Genomic DNA, 17070 nt, shown 5'->3' with positions numbered 1-17070 from the left:
ACGGGGGCTGAAGGCGGTGGCCCTGCAAGTGGAAGCTTGGGTGATGGCCTGGAGCGTGGTGGCCCAGCTTCTTGGGCAGGCGGGTCTGCCCATCACCCGGGTGTTGCGGGCGGTGGCGTGAGGTGAGTACGCAGGTGAATATCCGAAAAGGGGGTCCAGTTCCACTTAAACGTAGTGCACTCAAGTTCCAGCTTGCCGTCAGGCATAACTTCAGGATAGACCACTTTGAGAGGACAGCCTCCCATGCATACGGGTAACCATGTGCACTTAGAACAAGCAAGCTCCCTAGAGAAAGGGGACCAGTCCATCCACCGTTGATAACCAGGGTTTTGGAGCCACCTTTCTGCTTCGTATTCTAGGATGTTGCCTACGGCAAACTCCGGTTGTCCCACGGTATTCCAGCACTTTTGCAAGGTGCCGTCGGGTTCTACCACGAAACCTTCAGGTAAAGTAGCCACACAACCGCTTAAGTTAGGTGCTGGATAGGGTACTGTAGCAAGCCCAAGCTTCTCTGCATACTGGTAGAACTCCGTTTCCATGCGGGCAAAGTCTTGACGACTGAAGCAAAAGTTCTTCACACCGTGGCTGGGTTCGGTGGTGGCTGTGACGGGAGCGAAATAAACCTTTAGTTTTCCACCTTAGCTAGGCCCTCCTGGGTCATTCTGTCCAGAAGAGCATAGACTTCTTCCTTGTTCCGGTTGTCTACGTTAACCCGGATATGGACAAAGATGGGCGTATCCCTGAAAAGTTGAAGATTATGCAGGATCTGCGAAAAGGTGCCCTTTCCGGAATGGAGGATTCTACGCTGGTCATGGCTGGCCTCATCGCCGTCTAGGGTGATCTGTGCCAAGCGGATACGCCACCGCACCATGTCGGCCACCTTTTTCTCGTCTATCAGGTACCCATTTGTGACGATGGTGGCCTGGTAGTCCACACCCTTTTCATCTGAGATTTTTAGGAAAGCTTCCGATAGGTTCTGGATCACGTCCCACGCCAAGGTGGGTTCGCCTCCATACCAGGTGACGCTGAAGCGCTTTAACCCTGCGGATGCCTTTGCATTGAAAAGGTCTACGAGCTTCTGTTGGACGGCAGGCGCCATCTTTCCATGGTGGTGTCTTTGAAAGCAGTAGTCGCAGGCAAAGTTACAAGCAATGGTGGGAGCAATGGTCAGGCTCCACTCGGTGTTGTCAAAGCGCCTCTTAAGGTGGAGCACCTTTAGATAGCTTATCTCGTCAAAGCTCTCTGGCACAACAAAGAAGCCTTCTATGAGCCCCTGATCAATAGGGTTGTTTTCGTCGGGTGGGTTCCCTCCAGCCAGGTACTGGTAGCGGGCGATTCCTCCCTGGTCCAGCACAGCGAGGGCGTTGGACAGCGAGTTGTAGGCTAGCCTCTCACCCGAAGGGAGGGTGTGAAAGTGGTTGAAGCGGCTGGGTTTGTATCTTTGGGGAGCTGGATCTGGTGATACAACCCTTAGCTCTAGCATGGCTGCCTTGAGTTTAACGAAAAAGGGTAACGAAGCTGCTAGGCTTGCCGGTTATGTATTGGCTTTTTCAGTTACGTTCGGTTGGTTAGCCTCGAGGTCAAGGGAGAGGTGCTCCCATATGGGTGGAAAGGCTTGGTTGTTTCTGATTGCAGTGCAGTTGAGCCTGCTCGTGCTTTCAGGTAATGTGCCCTGGGTCCCTGGGTGTTTTCGTTCCGAATGCATGCCTCCAGGCCACTAGACCCCGAACTCCCGCTTCAGCCGTTCCACCCGCGCCAGGACTCCTGGGTGCCTGGGGTCATCGGTGGAAAGGTGGGCCAGGTAGGCCTCCCAGACCTCGAGGTCATCCGCTAAGGATTCGGTCAGCCGGCTCAAAAGGAGGGGGTTCCTCGAGGCCAGTACTTGCCTTCTGAGGCCTTCCTCTAGCTTCCACCGAAGCTCTTCGATGATCGGAACCTGGCTTTGGGGCAGAAGGGGGCCCCGATACAGGAGAAGGGCCTTGGCTAGGTTCCCTTGCTTCAAGCTCTGACGCATTTCCAGAAAATCAGCCCTTAGCGGGGTGAGAAGGCGGTAGGGCTTGCTGGCGATGGCAAGGCCCCGCTCCCGGAGACGGTGGACCTCCATGCGCAAGGCCGCGGCGTTTTCCTCCCCGTAAAGGGCCCGGGCTAGCGCCTCCCCTGGCCAACCCTTCGGGCGCAGGAGGAGCAGGGTCAAAAGCTCCGCCTGCCTGAGGGGTAGGGGCACTCCCCCAAGCTGGGGCTTCCCCAGGGCCCTGAACTCGCCCCTTTCCAGAGTTAGGGGACCCAAGTAGAGGGCCCGGGCTTCTGGACGCAGGGCCCAGGCTAGGGCCTGAAGTTCTTCGGGAAGGGGTATACCCCGGAGCCAAGCCAGGTAACTTGCTGCCAATAGGGCTCGGATGCGGTCCACCTCAGGGCCGTCGCCCAAGAGCAGGTAGGCCTCCTGGAGGTGGGAAACCGCCTCTTCCGGGGCACCCTCCCACTGGGCAAGACCCCGGCTTAGGGCCAGATACCCCCGGTCTGCCTCCGAGGTGTAGAGCCTGGCCCCCTCCTGGAGGAGGCGAAGTTCGGGCTCACCCAAAAGGGCCAGGGTGCCTTCGGCAAGGAAGCTGCCGTATGCGCCGCCACCTAGGCTGGGGAGAAGGCCTTTCATGATGCTAGCGGCCTGCTCCTTCCTCCCCCTCATCAGGTGGGCCACCAGGAGCGTCCAGCCAGCCACCAGGCGCACCCCGCGCCAGGGGTGCAGGCTGTAGCCTTCCGCCCCTGCCAGGATCTCTTCCAAGGGCATGTCGCCGAAGAGAAGCTCCAGGCGGAGGTGGTGCAGATGGGTCCAGGGGGTGGACCAGCGGGCATGAGCCAGAGCGGCATGGGCCAGGGCCCCTTCTCGGCCCAGCCTCTCAAAGGCCACCATCAAGGCCAGATGGAGCCGGGCCTCCTCTTCCGGGTTCCCCCGGAAACGACGGAGGGCCTCCTGCAGAATCACAACCCCTTCTCCCGGGGGCAGGGCCAAGCCCAGGTGATAGAGGGTGAGGGGGGTTTGCGCCCTTTGGGCGGCCTCCAGGGCCAGGGTGCGGTAGCCCTCCAGGTCCCCCTGGCGGGCCAGGAGGAAGCCCTTCAGGGCCAAGGCCTCCGCCTCCTCTTGGGGCGTGGCGGGGGAGAGGTGGTGAAGAAAGGCCAAGGCCTCCCCATCCGCACCTTCCTCCAACATCCTCCGAACCCGGTCCAAGGCCCCCATTTTGGAGAAAGTATACCGTATGCCCAGGTAGAATCTGGGCCAGGATGCCTCCGGTACTGCACCGCCAGGGTTGGATTGAGGTTATAGCCGGGCCCATGTTCTCGGGCAAGAGCGAGGAACTCATCCGCCGGGTAAAGCGGGCCCTAATCGCCCGGCAGCGGGTGCGGGTCTTCAAGCCCCGGCTGGACACCCGCTACCACGAAAGCCAGGTGGTGAGCCACGACGGGGAGCGAGTGGAGGCCATCCCCGTGGCCAGCGCCCAGGAAATGGAGGCCTACCTTTCCCCCAGGCCCGAGGTGGTGGCGGTGGACGAGGTCCAGTTCCTGGACCGGGGGCTTCTGCCCCTGGTGGAGCGGCTGGCCCAGGAAGGGGTGCGGGTGATCCTGGCCGGGCTGGACTTAGACTTCCGGGGGGAGCCTTTTGGGCTGATGCCCGAGCTTCTGGCCCGGGCCGAGTTCGTGGAGAAGCTCACCGCCATCTGCCCCCGGTGCGGGGCCCCCGCCACCCGCACCCAGCGCCTGGTAAATGGCCGGCCCGCCCGCTACTCCGACCCGGTGATCCTGGTGGGGGCCCAGGAACACTACGAGCCCCGGTGCCGGGCCTGCCACCAGGTGGCCTACTGACCGAGGGGTAGGGCCGCTCCTTTGCGCTTCTTGAAGCGCACCTCCAGCACCCCCTGGCGCAGGCTGGCCTGGGCCGTGCCCTCCTCAATGGGCCCGGGCAGGTCCAGGGTGCGGCGGAAGGTACCCATGGGCCGCTCCTCCAGCAGGTAGGTGCCGGGCAGGGGGTGGCGCACCCCCGCCAGGGTGATGCGGCTACCTTCCTCCAGAAGCTCCAGGTCCTCGGGGCGCACCCCAGGAAGGTCCACCAGGAGCACGTAGTGCTCCTCGTCCTCCAGGAGGTCCACCCGGGGGCTCCAGGCGGCGGGCTCCTCGCCGGTGAGCTGGTAGGCCAGCTCGGCGATGCGCTCTTGAAGTTCTTTCAGCTTGCGCAGGGTTTCCAGGCGGTCTAGGCGCTCCAGCATGCCCTTAGCATAAGGGATGTGGAGGCGATACCTGTCCTGGCGGGGCCCACGGGGAGCGGGAAGACCCTCCTGGCCCTTTCCTTGGGGGAGGAGGTCCCGGTGGAGGTGGTCTCCGCCGACGCCACCATGGTCTACCGGGGCCTGGACATCGGCACGGACAAGCCCACCCCGGAGGAACGGGCCCGCGTGCCCCACCACCTGGTGGACGTCCTGGAGCCCTGGGAGGCCATGAGCGTGGCCCGCTACCTGGAGATGGCCGAGGAGGCCATCGCTGAGGTCCTGGCCCGGGGGCGCCTGCCCCTGGTGGTGGGGGGGACGGGGTACTACATCCGCGCCCTCTCCGAGGGGCTTCATCAGCTTCCCCCCCCAGACCCTGGGGTGCAGGCGGCCCTCTGGCAGGAGCTTGCGGAGCGGGGCCTCGAGGCCCTCCTCCATGAGCTTTCCCAGGCCAGCCCCGAGGATGCCTTCCGGGTGGGGAGAAACCCCAGGCGGCTGGTGCGGGCTCTGGAGGTTCTGCGCCGCACCGGGGTGCCTCCGGCCCGCTTTCCCAAGCGCCCGCCCCGCTTCCGCTACAAGAAGCTGGTGCTCTGGCCGGAGCGGGCCTGGCTTTTCCCCAAGCTGGAGGAGAGGGCCCGCCGCCAGTTTGCCCGGGGGCTGGTGGCGGAGGTGCGGGCCCTCCTCGCCCGCCACCCCGAGATGCCCACGGCCCTCCAGGCCATCGGGTACAAGGAGGTGGTGGGGTACCTGCGGGGAGAGTACGGCCTGGAAGAGGCCCTGAAGCGGGATATCCAGGCGGTGAAGGCCTACGCCAAGCGCCAGTACACCTGGTTCCGCCGCGAGCCGGGGGACGTCACCTACCTGCCCCGGGGTGGAGCCGAGGCCTACCCGGGCTTCCGGGACTGGCTCAACCTGCACTTCGGGCTATAGTGGGGGCATGTTGGCCCACGAGCTCCGCGCCAAGGTGGCGCGCGGGGAGCTTTCCCCCCTGGAGGTGGCCCAGGTTTACCTGGAGCGGGTCCGGGCCCTGGACCCCAGTCTGGGAGCTTTCCTCACCCTAAACGAGCGCCTCCTGGAGGAGGCCCGCGCCCTGGACCCCACCCTTCCCCTGGCGGGCCTTCCCGTGGCCGTGAAGGACAACATCGTGACCAAGGGGCTCAGGACCACCGCGGGAAGCCGGCTCCTGGAGGCTTTTGTCCCCCCTTACGAGGCCACGGCGGTGGAAAGGCTTAGGCGCCTGGGGGCCTTGGTCTTAGGGAAGACCAACCTGGACGAGTTTGGCATGGGCTCTTCCACCGAACACTCCGCCTTTTTCCCCACCAAAAACCCCTTTGACCCCTCCCGGGTTCCCGGGGGCAGTAGCGGGGGGAGCGCCGCGGCGGTGGCCGCGGACCTGGCTCCTATGGCCCTGGGGTCAGACACCGGGGGTAGCGTGCGCCAGCCCGCCAGCTTCTGCGGGGTCTACGGCCTCAAGCCCACCTACGGCCGGGTGAGCCGCTTTGGCCTCATCGCCTATGCTTCCAGCCTGGACCAGATCGGGCCCATGGCCCGCTCGGTGCGGGACCTGGCCCTCCTCATGGACGCCATGGCCGGCCCCGACCCCCAGGACGCTACCAGCCTGGACCTTCCCCCACGGTTCCAGGAAGCCCTGGAGGAGCCCCTTCCCTCCCTGCGCCTGGGCCTGGTGCGCCAGGGGCTTTCCGGGAACAGCCCCGGGGTGGAGGCGGCCCTGGAGGCGGCCTTGGGTGTCTTCCAGGGTCTGGGCTTTTCCGTGAAGGAGGTGTCCTGGCCCTCCCTGCCCCTGGCCCTCAATGCCTACTACATCCTGGCCCCCGCGGAGGCCAGCTCTAACCTGGCCCGCTACGATGGCACCCTCTACGGGTACCGCGCCCCGGGGGAGGAGCTTTGGGCCGTGGTGGAGGCCACCCGGGCCCGGTTTGGCCTCGAGGTGAAGCGGCGCATCCTGGTGGGCACCTTCGTCCTCTCCAGCGGCTACTACGAGGCCTACTACGGCCGGGCCCAGGCCTTCCGCCGGCGCCTCAGGGCCGAGGCCCGGGCCCTTTTCCAGGAGGTGGACCTTCTCCTCCTGCCCACCGCCCCCCATCCCGCCTTCCCCCTGGGGGCCCGCCCCGACCCCCTGGCCATGTACCGGGAGGACCTCTACACCGTGGGGGCCAACCTGGCGGGGCTACCCGCCCTCTCCTTCCCCGCGGGCTTTGAGGAGGGGCTACCCGTGGGGCTCCAGCTCCTTGCTCCCTGGGGCCAGGACGAGCTCCTGTTGCGGGCGGCCTTGGCCTTTGAGGAGGCCACGGACCGGGGGTTTGTGCGCACGCCCCTAGGGGAGGCCTTTTAGGTGGAGCCGGCCTTCCGCTACCGCCTGGCCACCCGGCTGGCCCAGAGGCTACGGGCCGAGGGGCGGCCCCTGCCCCTGGAGGCTTTGGGGGAAGCCCTGAGCCTAAGGGGGCCGGTAGCCCCGCTGTTGCGCCCTCTCTTGGACGGGCGCTTCGTCCTGGAGGAAGCGGTGGGGCTTTGGGAGTGGCGCTACCCCTTCCCCCACCCCCAGGAGGCGGTGGTGGTCCTGGACCTGGAGACCACCGGCTTGGCCCCGGGGATGAACGAGGTCATCGAGCTGGCCCTGGTGCGGCTTGAAGGGGGTAGGCGCCAGGCCTTCCAGAGCCTGGTGCGCCCCAACCACCCCCCAAGCCCCTTCATTGAGCGCCTCACGGGCATCCAGGCCTGGGAGCTGGAGGGGGCTCCTTCCTTGGAGGAGGTTCTGGAAGAAGCCTATCCCCTTTTGGAGGGGGCCACCTGGGTCATCCACAACGCCTCTTTTGACCTTGCCTTCCTGCGGCCGGCCCTGGAGGGGATGGGCTACCCCTTGGAAAGCCCGGTGGTGGACTCCATCCGCCTGGCCCGGAGGGCCATGCCGGGCCTGGGGCGCTATGGCCTGGATGCCCTTTCCGCCCTCTTCGGACTGCCCCCCCGGGCAGAGCACCGGGCCTTGGGCGATGTGGAGCGCACCCTTTCCGTGGTCTACGAGGTGTATTATATGCTCACTTCAGGGAGTCCCCGCCCCCTTCGGGACCTTGGGAGGTGATATGACCGCACGCTACGTATTGACCAGCGCCTGTATTCAGTCCGGCACCATGGCCCTCACGGTCTCCCTCCGCCAGCACCTCTTGGGCAGGGAGCGGGTGCGCTTCGTGGACGAGGATGGGGAGGCCTACGAGGTGGAGGTGGACTGGAAGGGCGGGGTGGTGCGGGGGCTTCTGCCCTACTACCAGAAGCGCCGCCTGAGCGTGAACGAGACCGTTTGGCTCCACTTCCGGGGGGAGGAGGTGGAGCTCAGGGCCACCCCCAGGGCCCTGCCCCGCACCGAGGGGCGGGAGCCCAGGCCCGAGCGCCGCGAGGCCCCCCCGGAGGCCCCGGAGGCCCGGCCCGAGAAGCGTCGGGTGCGGGTCACCCCCTACCCCAAGGAGGTGCTCTTCCCCCACGAGCCGCAAAGGGCCTTGGAACCCCCGGGGGTCACGGAGGACTTAAGGCGGCTTGGCTTCCTGCTGGAGGGGGGGCCCCCGTGGGTGTACCGTGCCCCCCTGGGCAGGCGGCAGGTGGTGCTGGCCCTCCTGCGCCTGGGGGAGGGGGAGCCTTCCCAGCTTAAGGCCTTCCGCCAGCAGGGGGCCTACACCGCCTTCCTGGCCCCGGAGTCCCAAAAGGGGGCCGTGCCCGAGGGGGTGGGCTTCCTCTCCCCGGAGGCGGTGAACCGCCTGGTGCGCCTCAAGGCCCGTTTTCCCGTCTCCCCGGTGGACGTGGAGGACCTCCTGCGCCAGGGCAGGGTGGACCTCGAGGCCGTGGAGGCCCTGGAGGACCGGCTGGTGGCCGAGCTTTCCGAACGGGGGGCCTTTGCCGCCCTCCTCTTCCTCCTGGCCAAGAAGCCCTTGGGGGAGGTTTTCCTGCTGGCCGACCTCGAGGCCGAGGCCCTGGAGGAGGGCCTGATCCCCGAGGTGGTGCGCCAGGGGGTGGAGCTCCTCTGCCAGCCCCCCTTCCTGGTCCTGAAGCGCCTCTCCCCCGGGGAGTTCCTCCTCCGGCAGGAGGTGGAGGAGGCCTTAGCTGACCTGCAGGCCTTTGCCGAGGGGCTTAAGGGACGCCTCAGCCGCGTCCGTGGAGGCGCCTGACGGGGACGGCCTCCCCCAAGGCCAGGTCAAAGCTCTGCCGGGCCCGCTCCTTGAGGGCGGCCACCTTCTCCCAGTCGGGGAAGCGGCCGTACATGGCCGCCTTGCTGAGCTTGATGGGGTCGCCGGGGAGCTCCTGGGCGTAGGCCCCGGTCTCCTTGGCGAAGGCCATGACCTTGGGGTCGTAGGAGAGGGCGGCGAAGGGCGTGCCGGCGGCGGCGGCCAGGATGAGGCCGTGGAGGCGCATGGAGATCACGTATCCCGCCTGGGCCGCCAGGTACAGGACCCGCCTGGGGTCTGAGGTCTTCTCTATGCGGTGGAGGCGGAAGTGCTCCACCACCTCGTCGTCGTAGCCGGGCTGGAGGAGGAGGACCAGGACCTGCTTCCCCTCGTGCACCAGGTGGTTGGCGGTGACGTAGAGGCTCTTCAGGGCCTCCTCTCCCACCCCCGCCCGGGGGATGACTAGGACCAGGTCCTCCTCCCGCTTCACCGGGGGTGGGGTGAGGAGGAGGGCGGGGTCGGCCCCCAGGCTGGCCGGCAGGCCCAGCCTCTGGGCGTAGGCCAAGGAGTCCTGGTCGCGGAGGATGAGGGGCACCCCCTTGAGGGCCCGCTGTACCTGCCGCTCCCCCCAGGGGGAAAGCGGGCCCAGGGACTGGTTGAAGACCACCACCTTCTTGCGGAAGAACCGGGCCGCCCGCAGGACGGAGAGGTAGTAGAGGAGGCTCAAGGAGCTGGTGGCGTCCTGCAAAAGCCCTCCGCCCCCCAGGAGCCAGAGGTCGGCCTGGAGGAGGGCCAGGGGGTTCAGCCGGTGCAGGGCGCGGATGCCGTGCTCCTCCTGGGTGCGCCGAGGGTCCCCGGAGAGGGCCACCACCTGGTGGCCCCGGGCCTTGAGTTCTCGGGCGATGGCCTCGAGGATGGCCTCATCCCCCGCGTTCTTGAACCCGTAGTACCCCGCTACCCCAACCACCATGCCCGAAGCCTCCTTACCAGGATAACCCCGAGGAGCCCCAAGAGAAGACCGGCCAAGGCCCCATTCACCACCCGGAAGAAGGAGATGGGCAGGGGGGTGTGGAAGTGGCTGAAGGTGTTGAGGATGGAGGCCACCCCCAAGGCGGCCAGGAAGAGGAGGCCGTTTTGCACCCAGCGGGGCCAGGGGAGGAAGAGGGCCAGGGGGAAGAGGGCGTGGCCGAAGACCTCCTTGAACCGGGGCCGGACCATGAGGTCCTGGAGGAGGCTCCGCAGCCTCAGCTCCAGCTCCGGCACCAGGGGAGCCTCGTTGCCCCGGCGCAGGAGGGCCAGGGCCAGGAGGAGGAGGGCCAGGCCCGCCAGGGCCACCTCCCCCAGGCGCACGGGGTGGAGGAAGAGCCGGGTGAGGGCGGCCCGGAAGTCCTTTTCCAGGAAGCTATAGGCCACCAGCAGGGGAGGCACCAGGAGGGTGAGGGAGACCCCTTTGAAGGCCTGGAGGCCCAGCACCGTGGCCGGGCTGGAGCCCAGGGCGGAGAGGAAGACCGCTCCGGCCAGGGCGTAGCCCAGGGTGCGCAACCACATCCAAAGCCCGTTCCGGGGCCCGAGGAACCCCAGGACGGGAAAGACCAAGGCGGCGAGGAGGGCCCCGGCCTGGCTGCCGGCATAGCCCAGGGCCAGGAGGAGGAGGAGAAGGGTCACATAGGGCCCGTACACCGGAAGCCCCAGGGCCAGAAGCCCCAGGCCCGCCGCCACTCCTGCCCAGGCCGCGTACCTCAGGGGGCTTGGGGCGAAGTCCCGGGGGGCGGGCTTGCCCAGGGGGATGCCGCTGGCCTTCAGACCCTCTTGTATACGCTCCAGGAAGACTCCGGTGTCCTCGGGGTAGGGGTAGGGCCGCAGGTAGAGGAGCTGGTGCCCCCGCTCCCGGGCGGCCAGCACGTACTTGTCCGCGGCCTCCTTGGGAGGCAGGGTGAGCTGCCACTCGTAGCGCAGGCTGAAAAGCCGCAGGATGCCTGCCTCCCGGAAGGCCTGCAGGCCGGGCTGGGGGGTTCCCTCAATGAGGCCCACGGGCTTCCCCACCAGGGCCTTGGCCTCCGCCAGGCGGTAGGGGTGGCCCAGGGCCTCGAGGCCGGCGAAAACCACGGCGTCGGCGCCCTCGGGCACCAGGGGCAGGCTGGGGTCCAACCGGCGCAGGCGGTGGTTGATGGGGCGCACGGCCACGTAAAACCCCGCCTCCTTGGCCCGGCGCACCTCCTCCAGGGGGTAGAAGGCGGGGAAGGCCTGCACGTCCACGGGGAAGCCCAGCCAGGGGCCGAGCCGTTCCGTAGGAAGGGTGTAGGCCCGGGCCAGGAGGTCCAGGAGCCAGGCCTCCCCCTTGAGGTAGTACCAGTCCGGCCGGGCGGGAAGGCCGGCTTCGGCCAGTTCCCGCCCCGTGCGGTAGAGGAGGGTGCCCTGGGCCACCCAGTCCTTCACGAAGCGCTCGGGGAAGGCCACCCCTTCCACCCCCAGGGTCCGGTACCGGGCCAGGGCCTCCAGGAGGCCTTGGTCCTGGGCTCTGGCCTCCTCCCGCACCGCTTCCGCATCTAGCAGGAGCACCACCGGGCCGGGGTGCTCCGCCTTGAGCCTAGGGGCCAGGGAGAGCAGGGAGGGCAGGAGGGCCAGGAGGACGAGGGCCTGGAGGAGGCGCTTCATGCCACCCCCATCTGGGCCAGGCGGGCCAGGGCCTTGGCCTTCAGCATCTCCAGGGCCACGGGGTTCTGCCCTCCCCCGGGGAGGATCACGTCCGCGTGCCGCTTGCTGGGTTCCACGAAGGCCAGGTGCATGGGCTTGACCTTCTCCAGGTACTGGGCCACCACGCTCTCCAGGCTCCGCCCCCGCTCGCGCACGTCCCGCTCCAGGCGCCGGATGAAGCGCTCGTCGGCATCGGCGTCCACGAAGACCTTGAGGTCCATGAGGGCGCGGAGCTCCTCGGGGTAGAGGGCGAGGATGCCCTCGAGGACCACCACCGGGGCAGGGAGGACCCGCTGGGTGGCAGGGCTACGCGTGTAGGCCTTGAAGTCGTAGAGGGGCATGTCCACCGCCTCCCCGGCCAGGAGGGCCCGGGCGTGGGCCAGGTAGAGGGCCAGGTCAAAGGCCTCGGGGTGGTCGTAGTTCATCCGCAGGCGTTCGGGAAAGGGCAGGTGGGAGAGGTCCCGGTAGTAGTGGTCCATGGGCAGAAGGGCCACCCGTTTCCCCAGGGCCTCGGCCAGGGCCCGGGCCAGGGTGGTCTTGCCGCTGGCTGAACCGCCGGCGATGCCGATTACGAAGGGCTTGGCAAACCCGTTCACCCCTCCATGATAAGGGGCGGGGAGGCCTCTCCCCGCCCTAGGGCCATCCAGCCTAGCGGGCTACGGCCGCCTTCTCCTGGGCGTGGCCGATGGTGGCTTCCGTCTCCACATCAAAGGCGTGCAGGCGCGAGGTATCCGCCAGAAGCTCCACCCGGTCCCCGGGCTTCACGGGGGCGTGCCCGTCCACCTTGGCCACCAGCACCGTGCCGTCCACGCTCACGTGGATTTCGGTCTCCGCCCCCAGGGGTTCGGCCACCTCCACCTCCCCCCGGATGACGTTTTCCTCCTCGGGGATCACCGTGTACCCCTTGAGGCCCAGGTGCTCGGGGCGGATGCCCATCCAGACCTCCTTGCCCGCATAGGGCCGCACCGCCTGGGCCAGCACGGGGTTGGCCCGCACCCTGAAGCCGGGGGCGGTCAGGTAGACCCGGTCCCCCTGGGCCTCCACGTGGGCGCGGATGAAGTTCATGGAGGGGCTGCCGATGAACCCGGCCACGAAGCGGTTGGCGGGGAAGTCGTAGAGGTTGAGGGGGGTGTCCACCTGCTGGATCTCCCCGTCCTTCATCACCACGATGCGGTGCCCCAGGGTCATGGCCTCCACCTGGTCGTGGGTGACGTAGATGGTGGTCACCCCAAGCCGCCGCTGGAGCTTGGCGATTTCCGCCCGCATCTCCACCCGGAGCTTGGCGTCCAGGTTGGAGAGGGGCTCGTCCATGAGGAAGACCTTGGGTTCGCGCACGATGGCCCGGCCCATGGCCACCCGCTGGCGCTGGCCGCCGGAAAGCTCCCGGGGCTTGCGGTTTAAGAGGTGCTCAATCTTCAAGATGCGGGCCGCCTCCTTTACCCGGCGGTCAATCTCGTCCTTGGGGTAGCGCCTGAGGCGGAGCCCAAAGGCCATGTTCTCGTAGACGTTCATGTGGGGGTAGAGGGCGTAGTTCTGGAAGACCATGGCGATGTCCCGGTCCTTGGGGGGGACATCGTTCACCAGGCGGTCGCCGATGTAGATCCGGCCCTCGGAGATCTCCTCCAGCCCGGCGATCATGCGCAGGGTGGTGGTCTTGCCGCAGCCCGAGGGGCCCACGAAGACCACGAACTCCCCGTCCTCGGTCTCCAGGTTGAAGTCCTTGACCGCCACCACCTTGCCGAAGCGCTTCCAAACGTGCTCCAGCCGTACCTTGGCCATCCTTACCTCCTCGTCCCCACGCTTTGAGCCCGCTTGGCCCATCGGGGGTTCAGGCCCATTTTAACAGGGCTTTCACTGGTGGTGCTTCATATAATGGAGGGGTCCGGGAAAACGGACCGGTATTCCAGGAGGTGGTTCATGCTCAAGGGGTTTAGGGATTTTATCCTGCGGGGCAACGTGGTGGACCTGGCGGTGGCGGTGGTCATCGGCGGGGCCTTCGGACAGGTGGTGAACTCCCTGGTGGCCGATGTACTCACCCCCCTGATCGGGGCCCTGGGGGGCGCGCCAGACTTCTCCGCCCTCAGGCTGGGCCCCGTGGCCCTGGGGAAGTTCATCAACGCGGTGGTGAACTTCCTGGTGGTGGGGGCGGCCATCTACTTTCTGGTGGTGGTGCCCATGCGGGAGGCGGAAAAGCGCTTGAAGAAGGGGGCGGAAACCGCTCCTTCTCCTGAACCCCCCGAGGAGGTCAGGCTTCTTCGGGAGATCCTGGCGGAGTTGCGGAAGAAGGCCTGATCCGGTTCCACAGGAAAAGGGCCAGGTACCCAAGGCCCAGTTCCGGCCGGGGGCCCATGGTCACGGAAAGGGCGAAGGCGTGGAAGAGGAGGCTTTCTAAGGCGTGGCGCGGGCTTCGCCAGAAGAGGGCCTTGAGGGCTGGTCCCTGGCGCAGGGCCAGAAGCCCCAGGTAGGGAAGGTAGGGCAGGGGGCCGGTAGGAAGCCCCAGGGCGGAGGCCAGGAGGCTGGCGAAGGCCAGGCCCCTCAAGGGGGGCAGGGGGTCAAGGCCTAGGGGGTTCAGCTCGTCCCAGTGGGGTTCTTCCTCCCCGGGCCAGGGGGCCTTGAGGAGAAAAAGCCTCTTCCCCTCATGCCCCCCCAGGTAGAGGGAGGGGTCCGGGGCTACCCCTAAGGGGAGGAGCAGGGCGGGGTTTTCCCGCAGGCCCTGGTAGAGGAGGGGGTCCAGGGGCAGGCCGTCCACCAGGTACCAGACGTGGGGCCTGCCCGAGAGCAAAAACCCCAGGGCGCGCTCCACCTTGTGCCCCCGGTGGGCCAGGATGCCGGGCCAGGCCTCGGGGGGCTCTTTGAGGAGGGCGGTCTTCCAGGGAGGGGTGTGGCCCACGGGGCTGGGCTTGAGGGCGAAGCGCACCTCCAGGCTGTCCCCTTCCTCCAGGTGGAAGCGGGCCAGGAGGTTCCCCCGGGCCTCGTAGACCTCGAGGGCCCTCTGGGAAAGGGCCAGCTCCCCCACCTCCTGGCCGGGGAGGCTCTGGGGCAGGGGCAGGAGGTGCTCCCCGGAAAAGGGGGCCTGGTAGCGGAGGCGAAGCCGCACGGGGTATACGATACACTTTTCCCATGGAGTGGCTCCTCACCCCTGGTCCCGTGCGCCTGCACCCCAAGGCCCAGGAGGCCCTGGCTAGGCCCCAGCTTCACCACCGCACCGAGCCCGCCCGGGCCCTTTTCCTGAAGGCGCGGGCCCTCTTGCGGGAGGCCTTCGGCACGGAGGGCGAGGTCCTGATCCTCACGGGAAGCGGCACCTTGGCCATGGAGGCCCTGGTCCTCAACCTCTTCGCCCCCGGGGAGCGGGTCCTGGTGCCGGTCTACGGCAAGTTCTCCGAGCGCTTCGCCGAGATCGCCCAGGCCCACGGGCTGGCGGTGGAGCGGCTGGACTACCCCTACGGGGCGGTGCCCAGGCCCGAGGATGTGGCCCGGGAAGGGTTCAGGGGCCTCCTCCTGGTGCACTCCGAGACCTCCACGGGGGCCCTGGTGGACCTGCCCGCCCTGGCCCGGGCCTTCAAGGCGGCCAACCCCGAGGGCCTGGTGGGGGCGGACATGGTCACGAGCCTCCTGGTGCGTCCCGTGGCCCTCGAGGCCTTCGGGGTGGACGCCGCGGTTTCGGGAAGCCAGAAGGGCCTCATGTGCCCTCCCGGCCTGGGGTTCGTGGCCCTTTCCCCCCGGGCCCTGGAGGCCCTCCGTCCCCGGGGCTACTACCTGGACCTCTCCCGGGAGCGGAAGGCCCAGGGGGAGGGGGAGAGCGCCTGGACCCCGGCCATCGGCCTGGTGGGGGCGGTGGCCGCGGTGCTGGAGGAGGTGATGCCCCACCTGGAGGCCCATCTGGCCCTCAAGGCCTGGCAGAACGACCTCCTCTACGGGGTGGGGGAGGAGCTGGGCCTTAAGGCCGTGCCCGCGGTGCGAAGCCCAGCGGTGGCCGCCTTTTACCTGCCCGAGGGGGTGCCCTACCGGGCGGTGAAGGAGGCCTTTGCCCAAAGGGGAGCGGTGATCGCCGGGGGGCAGGGGCCCCTAAAGGGGCGCATCTTCCGCCTTTCCCTCATGGGCCATTACGACCGCTACGAGGCCTTGGGGGTAGCGGCCCTCTTCAAAGAGGCCTTTGCCGATATTCTTCCAGCTTCTTGAGCATCTCCTCCCGGGTGTAGACGGCCCGGGCCCCGCCCACCAGCTTGGGCCGGGTCTTGGCGGCGATGAGCACCGCCTCGCCGATGCGCCGCACGGAGAGCCGCAGGGGCACGGCCACGGGCCTGAGGTGCATGCCGATGAGCACCCCTCCGATGTCCATGCCCCCTAGGGCCTGGGCCTTCAGGGACTCCACCATTACCGGGTCCTCGTAGCCCAGGAAGGCCGCGGTGGCCAGGCTACCCCCGGCCTTGGGGTGGGGGAAGACGGTTACCTCCTCCAGCCCGTAGGCCTTGGCCACCTCCCGTTCCACCACCAGGGCCCGGTTCAGGTGCTCGCATCCCTGGACCGCCACCCAAATTCCCCGTTCCCGCAAGGGGGGAAGGAGCCCCTCCAGGATGGCCTCGGCCGCCTCGAGGCTCGGGTGGGTGCCCACCCTCTCCCCCAGGACCTCGCTGGTGGAGCCCCCCAGGACGAAAAGGCTGCCCCGGGGCATGGGGAAGAGCTCCAGGTACTCCAAGATGGCGGCTTCCGCCTGCCGTTTCAGGCCTTCCATGCCCCCAGGGTACACCGGCAGGCCCTCAAAGAAAGAGGTCCAGGACGATGAAGAAGAACATCCCCAGGCTCACCCCCACATTGGCCTGGAAGAAGGCCACCTCCACCCGGGAAAGGTCCTCTGGGGAGACCAGGCGGTGCTCCCATAGGAGAAGCCCCCCCACCAGGAGGAGGCCCAGGAAGTAAAGGGCTCCTGCCCCATAGGCCAGGCCCGCCAGGAGGAAGGCCCCCCAGGCCAGGAGGTGGCTCAGGCGGGCTATGGCCAGGGCCCGGGGGATGCCGAAGCGGGCGGGGATGCTCTGGACCCCGTGGGCCCGGTCAAAGGCATAGTCCTGGGTGGCGTAGAGGATGTCAAAGCCGGTGATCCAGAGCCCCACCCCGGCCCAAAGCCAGTAGGCCACCGGGTGGAAGCTCCCGGTGACGGCAATCCAGCCCCCCGCGGCCGCCGCCCCAATGGTGAGGCCCAAAAAGTAGTGGCAAAGCCAGGTGAAGCGCTTGGTGTAGCTGTAGAAGGTGAGGAAGAAGACGGCCACCGGCAGGAGCCTGGCCGTTAGGGGGTTGAGGGCGAGGCCGGCGTAGGCCAGGAGGAGGAGGCCCAAAAGGGCCAGGACCAGGGTCTCCCAGGGCTTCACCAGGCCCCGGGGGAGGTGGCGGTTCTGCGTGCGGGGGTTGAGGGCGTCTATGCGCCAGTCAATGAGCCGGTTCAGGGCCATGGCCATGGTCCTGGCTCCCACCATGGCCAGGGTGACCAGGAGGAAGGTGGGCCAGCCTGGCCACCCCCCCGCCGCCAGGAGCATCCCCCCGTAGGCAAAGGGGAGGGCGAAGAGGGTGTGCTCAAAGCGCACCAGGTCCAGGTAGAGCTTCAGGCGGCTCACCCCTTGCGGACCTCCAGGATGCGGTTTTTCTCGTCCACCAAGACCACGGTGGGCTTCAGGTTTCTGGCCTCCTCCTCCTCAAAGATCCCGTAGGCCACCAGGATCACCAGGTCCCCCGGGCGCACCAGGTGGGCGGCGGCCCCATTGATCTGCACCACCCCCGAGCCCCGCTCCCCGGGGAGGGCGTAGGTGGTGAGCCGGGCGCCGTTGGTGATGTCGTAGACGTCCACCTGCTCGTAGGGAAGGATGCCGGCCGCGTCCAGGAGGTCCTGGTCCACGGTCACCGAGCCCACGTAGTGGAGGTCGGCCTGGGTTACGGTGGCCCGGTGGATCTTGGCGTGGAACATC

19 protein-coding genes are annotated in these 17070 nt (G+C 67.7%); 7 read left to right on the top strand and 12 right to left on the bottom strand.

Going from position 1 to position 17070, the window contains the following annotated elements; all coding sequences use genetic code 11:
• Positions 1 to 92 precede the first annotated feature (92 nt).
• The 3 genes from B128_RS13115 to B128_RS0103610 all read right to left on the bottom strand — a co-directional run bounded on the left by B128_RS13115 (position 93) and on the right by B128_RS0103610 (position 3205).
• Positions 93 to 539 (bottom strand): SPASM domain-containing protein, encoded by a 447-nt coding sequence (locus B128_RS13115; protein ID WP_245537216.1) that lies wholly within the window; start codon positions 537 to 539, stop codon positions 93 to 95.
• 86 nt (positions 540 to 625) lie between these two features.
• Positions 626 to 1483: a radical SAM protein gene (locus B128_RS13110; protein ID WP_245537215.1), complete on the bottom strand. Its 858-nt coding sequence runs from the start codon at positions 1481 to 1483 to the stop codon at positions 626 to 628.
• A gap of 234 nt (positions 1484 to 1717) precedes the next feature.
• On the bottom strand, positions 1718 to 3205 hold the full coding sequence (locus tag B128_RS0103610) for a hypothetical protein (protein ID WP_018110912.1): 1488 nt from the start codon (positions 3203 to 3205) through the stop codon (positions 1718 to 1720).
• A 71-nt stretch (positions 3206 to 3276) separates the two neighbouring features.
• Here B128_RS0103610 and B128_RS0103605 point away from each other — a divergent pair, with 71 nt between their 5' ends.
• Positions 3277 to 3855, top strand: a complete 579-nt coding sequence (locus B128_RS0103605) for a thymidine kinase (protein ID WP_026174994.1) — start codon at positions 3277 to 3279, stop codon at positions 3853 to 3855.
• Here B128_RS0103605 and B128_RS0103600 read toward each other — a convergent pair.
• Positions 3849 to 4256 (bottom strand): Hsp20/alpha crystallin family protein, encoded by a 408-nt coding sequence (locus B128_RS0103600; RefSeq protein ID WP_018110910.1) that lies wholly within the window; start codon positions 4254 to 4256, stop codon positions 3849 to 3851. The genes B128_RS0103605 and B128_RS0103600 overlap by 7 nt on opposite strands.
• Positions 4257 to 4274: 18 nt before the next feature.
• Here B128_RS0103600 and miaA point away from each other — a divergent pair, with 18 nt between their 5' ends.
• Genes miaA through B128_RS0103580 form a run of 4 tightly spaced genes read left to right on the top strand, consistent with a single transcriptional unit; the run spans position 4275 to position 8425 of the window.
• Complete coding sequence (gene miaA / locus B128_RS0103595) at positions 4275 to 5183, top strand: tRNA (adenosine(37)-N6)-dimethylallyltransferase MiaA (RefSeq protein WP_018110909.1); 909 nt, start codon at positions 4275 to 4277, stop codon at positions 5181 to 5183.
• 7 nt (positions 5184 to 5190) lie between these two features.
• The gene (gene gatA, locus B128_RS0103590; RefSeq protein WP_018110908.1) at positions 5191 to 6606 is read left to right on the top strand and encodes an Asp-tRNA(Asn)/Glu-tRNA(Gln) amidotransferase subunit GatA; all 1416 of its coding nucleotides are present in this window, start codon (positions 5191 to 5193) and stop codon (positions 6604 to 6606) included.
• Positions 6607 to 7350 carry a 3'-5' exonuclease gene (locus B128_RS0103585; protein ID WP_018110907.1) on the top strand — a complete coding sequence of 248 codons (744 nt, stop codon included), beginning with the start codon at positions 6607 to 6609 and terminating at the stop codon, positions 7348 to 7350.
• A gap of 1 nt (position 7351) precedes the next feature.
• Positions 7352 to 8425 (top strand): hypothetical protein, encoded by a 1074-nt coding sequence (locus B128_RS0103580; RefSeq protein ID WP_026174993.1) that lies wholly within the window; start codon positions 7352 to 7354, stop codon positions 8423 to 8425.
• Here B128_RS0103580 and csaB read toward each other — a convergent pair.
• From csaB to B128_RS0103560, 4 genes are read right to left on the bottom strand one after another with little or no spacing between them, the layout of a single operon-like run.
• Entirely contained in the window at positions 8400 to 9392 is a 993-nt protein-coding gene (csaB, locus tag B128_RS0103575; protein ID WP_018110905.1) for a polysaccharide pyruvyl transferase CsaB, read from the bottom strand. The two genes, B128_RS0103580 and csaB, sit on opposite strands and share 26 nt — an antisense overlap.
• Positions 9377 to 11077 carry a DUF5693 family protein gene (locus tag B128_RS0103570; RefSeq protein WP_018110904.1) on the bottom strand — a complete coding sequence of 567 codons (1701 nt, stop codon included), beginning with the start codon at positions 11075 to 11077 and terminating at the stop codon, positions 9377 to 9379. The genes csaB and B128_RS0103570 overlap by 16 nt, the downstream gene beginning before the upstream one ends.
• Complete coding sequence (gene udk, locus B128_RS0103565; protein ID WP_018110903.1) at positions 11074 to 11712, bottom strand: uridine kinase; 639 nt, start codon at positions 11710 to 11712, stop codon at positions 11074 to 11076. The genes B128_RS0103570 and udk overlap by 4 nt, the downstream gene beginning before the upstream one ends.
• Before the next feature lie 52 nt (positions 11713 to 11764).
• Positions 11765 to 12895 carry an ABC transporter ATP-binding protein gene (locus B128_RS0103560; protein WP_018110902.1) on the bottom strand — a complete coding sequence of 377 codons (1131 nt, stop codon included), beginning with the start codon at positions 12893 to 12895 and terminating at the stop codon, positions 11765 to 11767.
• Between the two features lie 138 nt (positions 12896 to 13033).
• Here B128_RS0103560 and mscL point away from each other — a divergent pair, with 138 nt between their 5' ends.
• The gene (mscL, locus tag B128_RS0103555; protein ID WP_018110901.1) at positions 13034 to 13408 is read left to right on the top strand and encodes a large conductance mechanosensitive channel protein MscL; all 375 of its coding nucleotides are present in this window, start codon (positions 13034 to 13036) and stop codon (positions 13406 to 13408) included.
• On the opposite strand, the gene B128_RS0103550 is transcribed toward mscL, so the two are convergent.
• Positions 13362 to 14213: a hypothetical protein gene (locus tag B128_RS0103550; protein WP_018110900.1), complete on the bottom strand. Its 852-nt coding sequence runs from the start codon at positions 14211 to 14213 to the stop codon at positions 13362 to 13364. The two genes, mscL and B128_RS0103550, sit on opposite strands and share 47 nt — an antisense overlap.
• A gap of 23 nt (positions 14214 to 14236) precedes the next feature.
• Between B128_RS0103550 and B128_RS0103545 the strand changes: the two genes are divergently transcribed.
• A complete protein-coding gene (locus tag B128_RS0103545; RefSeq protein ID WP_018110899.1) occupies positions 14237 to 15295 on the top strand; it encodes a pyridoxal-phosphate-dependent aminotransferase family protein in 1059 nt (352 codons plus the stop codon).
• On the opposite strand, the gene B128_RS0103540 is transcribed toward B128_RS0103545, so the two are convergent.
• Genes B128_RS0103540 through panD form a run of 3 tightly spaced genes read right to left on the bottom strand, consistent with a single transcriptional unit; the run spans position 15258 to position 17069 of the window.
• Positions 15258 to 15848 carry a TIGR01440 family protein gene (locus tag B128_RS0103540; RefSeq protein ID WP_026174992.1) on the bottom strand — a complete coding sequence of 197 codons (591 nt, stop codon included), beginning with the start codon at positions 15846 to 15848 and terminating at the stop codon, positions 15258 to 15260. The genes B128_RS0103545 and B128_RS0103540 overlap by 38 nt on opposite strands.
• Positions 15849 to 15873: 25 nt before the next feature.
• Positions 15874 to 16722 (bottom strand): menaquinone biosynthesis prenyltransferase MqnP, encoded by an 849-nt coding sequence (gene mqnP / locus B128_RS0103535; RefSeq protein WP_018110897.1) that lies wholly within the window; start codon positions 16720 to 16722, stop codon positions 15874 to 15876.
• On the bottom strand, positions 16719 to 17069 hold the full coding sequence (panD, locus tag B128_RS0103530) for an aspartate 1-decarboxylase (RefSeq protein WP_018110896.1): 351 nt from the start codon (positions 17067 to 17069) through the stop codon (positions 16719 to 16721). The genes mqnP and panD overlap by 4 nt, the downstream gene beginning before the upstream one ends.
• Position 17070: the final 1 nt, after the last annotated feature.

The sequence above is a fragment of the Thermus igniterrae ATCC 700962 genome, from assembly GCF_000376265.1.
GTDB lineage: Bacteria > Deinococcota > Deinococci > Deinococcales > Thermaceae > Thermus > Thermus igniterrae.
This window is presented reverse-complemented; position numbering and strand designations above follow the sequence as displayed.

Excerpts from the sequence above, each read along its gene's own strand:
- B128_RS13115 (WP_245537216.1), bottom strand. The coding sequence starts at position 539 with ATGGAAACGGAGTTCTACCAGTATGCAGAGAAGCTTGGGCTTGCTACA.
- B128_RS13110 (WP_245537215.1), bottom strand. The coding sequence starts at position 1,483 with ATGCTAGAGCTAAGGGTTGTATCACCAGATCCAGCTCCCCAAAGATAC.
- B128_RS0103610 (WP_018110912.1), bottom strand. The coding sequence starts at position 3,205 with ATGTTGGAGGAAGGTGCGGATGGGGAGGCCTTGGCCTTTCTTCACCAC.
- B128_RS0103605 (WP_026174994.1), top strand. The coding sequence starts at position 3,277 with ATGCCTCCGGTACTGCACCGCCAGGGTTGGATTGAGGTTATAGCCGGG.
- B128_RS0103600 (WP_018110910.1), bottom strand. The coding sequence starts at position 4,256 with ATGCTGGAGCGCCTAGACCGCCTGGAAACCCTGCGCAAGCTGAAAGAA.
- gatA (WP_018110908.1), top strand. The coding sequence starts at position 5,191 with ATGTTGGCCCACGAGCTCCGCGCCAAGGTGGCGCGCGGGGAGCTTTCC.
- B128_RS0103580 (WP_026174993.1), top strand. The coding sequence starts at position 7,352 with ATGACCGCACGCTACGTATTGACCAGCGCCTGTATTCAGTCCGGCACC.
- csaB (WP_018110905.1), bottom strand. The coding sequence starts at position 9,392 with ATGGTGGTTGGGGTAGCGGGGTACTACGGGTTCAAGAACGCGGGGGAT.
- B128_RS0103570 (WP_018110904.1), bottom strand. The coding sequence starts at position 11,077 with ATGAAGCGCCTCCTCCAGGCCCTCGTCCTCCTGGCCCTCCTGCCCTCC.
- B128_RS0103560 (WP_018110902.1), bottom strand. The coding sequence starts at position 12,895 with ATGGCCAAGGTACGGCTGGAGCACGTTTGGAAGCGCTTCGGCAAGGTG.
- mscL (WP_018110901.1), top strand. The coding sequence starts at position 13,034 with ATGCTCAAGGGGTTTAGGGATTTTATCCTGCGGGGCAACGTGGTGGAC.
- B128_RS0103545 (WP_018110899.1), top strand. The coding sequence starts at position 14,237 with ATGGAGTGGCTCCTCACCCCTGGTCCCGTGCGCCTGCACCCCAAGGCC.
- B128_RS0103540 (WP_026174992.1), bottom strand. The coding sequence starts at position 15,848 with ATGGAAGGCCTGAAACGGCAGGCGGAAGCCGCCATCTTGGAGTACCTG.
- panD (WP_018110896.1), bottom strand. The coding sequence starts at position 17,069 with ATGTTCCACGCCAAGATCCACCGGGCCACCGTAACCCAGGCCGACCTC.